General features: G+C 64.1%; 3 protein-coding genes. 2 read left to right on the top strand and 1 reads right to left on the bottom strand.

Features of this window, described 5'->3' with window-relative positions; all coding sequences use genetic code 11:
• Both Q0R02_RS04510 and Q0R02_RS04505 read left to right on the top strand, forming a co-directional pair.
• Positions 1–1,280: ATPase domain-containing protein (locus Q0R02_RS04510; RefSeq protein ID WP_293881219.1), on the top strand; the 1,280-nt coding region annotated here is incomplete at its 5' end.
• The gene (locus tag Q0R02_RS04505) at positions 1,267–2,937 is read left to right on the top strand and encodes an ATP-binding protein (RefSeq protein WP_293881218.1); all 1,671 of its coding nucleotides are present in this window, start codon (positions 1,267–1,269) and stop codon (positions 2,935–2,937) included. The genes Q0R02_RS04510 and Q0R02_RS04505, both read left to right, overlap by 14 nt.
• Before the next feature lie 123 nt (positions 2,938–3,060).
• On the opposite strand, the gene Q0R02_RS04500 is transcribed toward Q0R02_RS04505, so the two are convergent.
• A complete protein-coding gene (locus tag Q0R02_RS04500; RefSeq protein ID WP_293881217.1) occupies positions 3,061–4,527 on the bottom strand; it encodes an ATP-binding protein in 1,467 nt (488 codons plus the stop codon).
• Between the last annotated feature and the right edge of the window lie 240 nt (positions 4,528–4,767).

The following is a 4,767-nucleotide window of genomic DNA, read 5'->3' as shown; positions in this document are numbered from 1 at the left end:
CTAAGCGACACGGCTGGTCGCTGAAGGGGGTTGATGTTTTCGAGCTGGTGCCCCCGGAGACAACGCTTGACCCGCAGCACGAGCTTACCGTCTTCCATCCCGCGGAAATGGAGCTGAGCGAGACGACTAACCTCATATTCGAAGAGGTCGAACGGCTCAACCCGGTCAGGGTGGTGCTGGACAGCCTGTCCGAACTGCGTCTGCTCGCCCAGAGTTCGCTGCGTTACCGCCGCCAGGTGCTGGCCCTCAAGCACTTCTTCACGAGCCGGAACTGCACCGTCATCATGCTCGACGACCTGTCCGCGCAGCAGGAGGATCTCCAGCTCCACTCGATCAGCCACGGCGTCGTACTGCTGGAACAGCTTGCCATCGACTATGGCGCGGAGCGTCGTAGGCTCCGCGTCGTGAAGATGCGCGGCATCAAGTTTCGCGGCGGCTTTCACGATTTTACCATTCAAAAGGGCGGGCTCGACATCTATCCGCGACTGGTTGCGGCCGAGCATCACACGGCGTTCATCGGGGAGGTCACGCCCAGCGGGAATGCCGACCTGGACAAGCTTCTGGGAGGGGGGCTGGAACGCGGCACGAACGCGCTTTTGATCGGGGCTGCGGGCGTCGGCAAATCGTCGCTCGCGCTTACCTACGCGATTGCCTCGGCACAGCGCGGTGAACACGCCGTCCTGTTCGCTTTCGATGAAGGACGGGGCACACTCGAAGCCCGGGCCCGGACGCTGGGACTGCCGCTACAGGAGCATCTCGATACCGGCATGATCCGCTACCAGCAGATCGATCCGGCGGAGCTTTCACCAGGTGAGTTCGCCGCCAATGTCAGGCGCAGCGTTCAGGTCGATGGCGCGCGCATCGTCATCATCGACAGCCTGAACGGCTATCTCAATGCAATGCCGGACGAACGCTTTCTCATCCTGCAAATGCATGAGCTTCTGAGCTTCCTCGGTCAGCAGGGCGTGCTTACTTTCCTTCTTTTGGCGCAGCACGGGCTGGTCGGGCCGATGGAAACCCCGCTCGACATCAGCTACCTGAGCGATGCGGTTTTGATGTTGCGCTATTTCGAGATGGCCGGAGCCGTGCGGCGGGCGCTGTCGGTGGTCAAGAAACGCAGCGGTGAACACGAACACTCGATCCGCGAGTTCCAGCTGAGCCGTCAGGGTATTCGCCTGGGACCGCCCCTGACCCAATTCAGCGGTATCTTTGCGGGGACCCCGCACTATGTCGGCGACAAGATTCCGGCGATGCTGGACGAGCCTGATGGACCACGCTGATCTAAGCCAACACGTCCTCGTCTTTTCGCCCATCGGCCGCGACGGGCCTGCCATCGCCGAACTCCTAGGAAAGGCGGGTATCGGTGCGACCGTCTGCACCGACCTTGCCGACCTCGTGCGCGCTATCGGCGAAGGTGTGGGCGCCGTATTCGTTGCCGAGGAAGGCTTGTTTGGCAAGGACTTGAGTGACCTCGACCGACTGGTTGCCGATCAGCCAGTGTGGTCCGACCTGCCCTTCATCGTGCTGACCAGTCATCAGGATCAGCCCGCGGTGTCGGCGTGGCGGCGCAAGCTTGTCGCCGGGCTCAGCAACGTTTCCCTCCTTGAACGCCCGGTACAACCAATCACCCTCACGAGCGCCATGAGAGCGGCGTTACGCGCGCGTGACCGGCAGTACGAGGTCCGCGCATTGCTCGAGGCGCGCGACCAAACGGCCGAAAAGCTGGAGGTATTGGTGATCGAGCGGACGGCGGCGCTGGAACAGGCAAACGCACAGCTTCGCACCGAGATGGACGAGCGCGCGCGCGTGGAACAGAGTTTGCGCCATGCGCAAAAGATCGAGGCACTCGGGCAGCTTACCGGCGGTGTAGCCCACGACTTCAACAATCTCCTCATGGTCATCTCCGGAGGGCTGGAGATGATCGATCGTCAGACCAATCCGGCCAGGCGGCAGCGGTTGATGGAAGGGATGCGCCAGGCCGCGCAGCGTGGTGCCGGCCTGACCCGCCAGCTTCTCGCATTTTCGCGCAAACAGGCGCTGAAGCCAGAGGCCGTCGACATCGCTCGCCAGATCGGCGGCATGCGTGAGCTGCTGGACCGTAGCTTGCGCGGCGATGTGCATGTCGATTTCGACTTCGCGGACGACCTTTGGCCAGTGGAGGTGGATCCGGGTGAACTCGAGCTTGTGGTCCTGAACCTCGCGGTCAATGCGCGTGACGCCTTGCCCAACGGGGGCACGATCATGGTCAGGGCCGACAATGCCCAGCAGGTGAGCGACGAAGACCTACAGGGTGACTATGTCCGGCTTTCGATCATCGACTCCGGCACCGGCATGCCGGCGGACGTGCAGGCGCGTGTCTTTGAGCCATTCTTCACGACTAAGGACATCGGCAAGGGGTCCGGCCTCGGCCTCGCCCAGGTTCATGGCTTCGCGACCCAGTCGGGGGGTCAGGTCCGCATCAGTTCGGAACTGGGTAGCGGCACCAACATTACTTTGTACCTACCGCGCTCGGAAAGCGTGCCGTCTCCGGCAAAGAGCCAGCTCATTGACCTCGACGTCGAACAGGAAAAGTGCGGCACAGCAGGTTCGGTGCTGCTGGTCGAGGATGACGATGAAGTCGCCATGCTCGTAACCGAAATGCTTGATCGGCTTGGATATAACGTGATTCGCACCGCAAGCGCGGCGGCGGCGCTCGGCGCATTGGCGAACGGCCGGGCGATCGACCTGGTCTTTTCGGACATCATGATGCCGGGCGGCATGGACGGCGTGCAGCTCGCCAGGGAAATTAAAAAGCGCCGGAAGGACCTGCCCGTCCTGCTGACCAGCGGATACGCCGAAGCTGCCAGATTCGAAGCCGAGGCTGACGGCATCCGTATCCTCGCCAAGCCCTACCGGTTGGACGAGCTGGCCGAAGCGCTGACCGCAGCGGCAGCCTGATTTTCAAACCGCGCGGCGAATTGCCCGGCGCATGACGGGCCGAACGGCGTGCGGGCAAGTCGAAAAGGGGAAGACCCGGGCAAAGGCTATTCCTCGACGCCACACGTCCCCATTTAAGCGCGGTTATTGCGCCGACGTCGCCGCCTCGGTCGATTGGGTCGTCCAGCCCAGCGCCGGGATCGTGACCGATCGCCTGCCCGACAGGTCGATGCGCGTAACGAACAGGTTGCGGCTTTCGATATAGCTCATCACCCGGCGCGCGCGGCCAAGCGAACTGGTGCCATAGGTCCGGGCGATATCCTCATCGGTCGGGCAGGCCTGCCCTTCCCGCGCTGCACGAGCGACCAGCAGGAACGCGCCGAGCATATCGTCGGGCAGATCGTTCGCGGCGTCCAGCGCCGCCGCCCATTCGGCATCGAGCCCGTCGAATATCCCGGCGCGCGCCGCTGCCAGTCGCCGCGCAAATGCCGATGGGTCAAGCGGCGGGGCCTGAACGCCGACCATCCGGCACCGCACCTGGAAATCCTGGAACAGGATCGCGGCGGGTCGCGCGGTCGAATACGGGTCCTCGACAATGGCGCGCAGCACGTCGCTGACCAACGTGTTCATCACCGCCGGATCGGGAGCCTCGGCCCCGGCTACGGCAGCAGGCGAAGTGTCGGCCGCGCCGATCTGTTCCAGCACGGCCTCGACCGGGGCCGGCGGCGGTGGTGCCACGACCCGGCGCGGCGCTTCCTGAAAACCCGCCAGCAGGAATTGCGTCATGTCGAGCGCAGGTGCCTGGGGCAACGGCGTCAGCACGGGACTGCCACTGCGCGCCGATGTGTCCACCGGGCCGATCCTGACCGCGATCGGACGCCGCGAGATGGCGGGACCAAGCGCCAGGAATGACCCCCGCGCCAGGTCCCGGATTGCCTCCGCCTGGCGACGTTCCATGCCCAGCAAGTCGGCAGCGCGCGCCATGTCTATGTCCAGGAATGTCCGTCCCATCAGGAAGTTCGACGCCTCTGCCGCCACGTTTTTCGACAGCTTGGCCAGCCGCTGCGTCGCAATGATACCCGCCAGCCCCCGCTTGCGCCCTCGCGACATCAGGTTGGTCATCGCTCCCAGCGAGGCACGGCGAACCTCCTCGCTGACCTCCGCACCCGCAGCAGGCGCGAATATCTGGGCCTCGTCCACCACGACCAGCGCCGGATACCAATGTTCGCGCGGCGCATCGAACAGCCCCGACAGGAATGTGGCGGCGCACCGCATCTGCCCCTCCATCTCCAGCCCTTCCAGGCTCAGCACCACCGACGTCCGATGTTCACGACACCGTGTTGCAAAGCGCAGCACCTCGGCTGCAGAATATTGCACCGCCTCGATCGCGACATGGCCATATGGACCCGCCAGCGTCACGAAATCACCTTCCGGATCGATGATGATCTGTTGCACATGCCCCGCGCTGCGTTCCAGCAGGCGGCGCAACAGGTGCGACTTTCCCGATCCCGAATTGCCCTGCACCAGCAGCCGTGTGGCCAGCAGTTCTTCCAGGTCGATCGGTACCGATTGGCCGGTCCGATCCTCGCCCATGTCCACTTGAAACGTCATCGCCCAGCGCATGGCGGACCGAACGGGGTTCGGGCAAGCGCAAAGCGCACGACTGGTAAAGAGCGCATTCGCCGGGGTGACGAAGTTTGGAAATGGTCCGCTTCCCTCGTCCCTTCAGGGGAGAGGGCGACTCGGCCTTTTGCCGAGCGGGGAGAGGCGAGCGAACTGTGTTCAGCGGAACCGCGTCCGGATCGGACAGGCCACCCTCTCCCCTCTCCCTCGCGTTGCACGCGGTCCCTC

The sequence above is a fragment of the Sphingomonas sp. genome (assembly GCF_025353885.1).
Classification (GTDB): domain Bacteria; phylum Pseudomonadota; class Alphaproteobacteria; order Sphingomonadales; family Sphingomonadaceae; genus Sphingomonas_O.
This window is presented reverse-complemented; position numbering and strand designations above follow the sequence as displayed.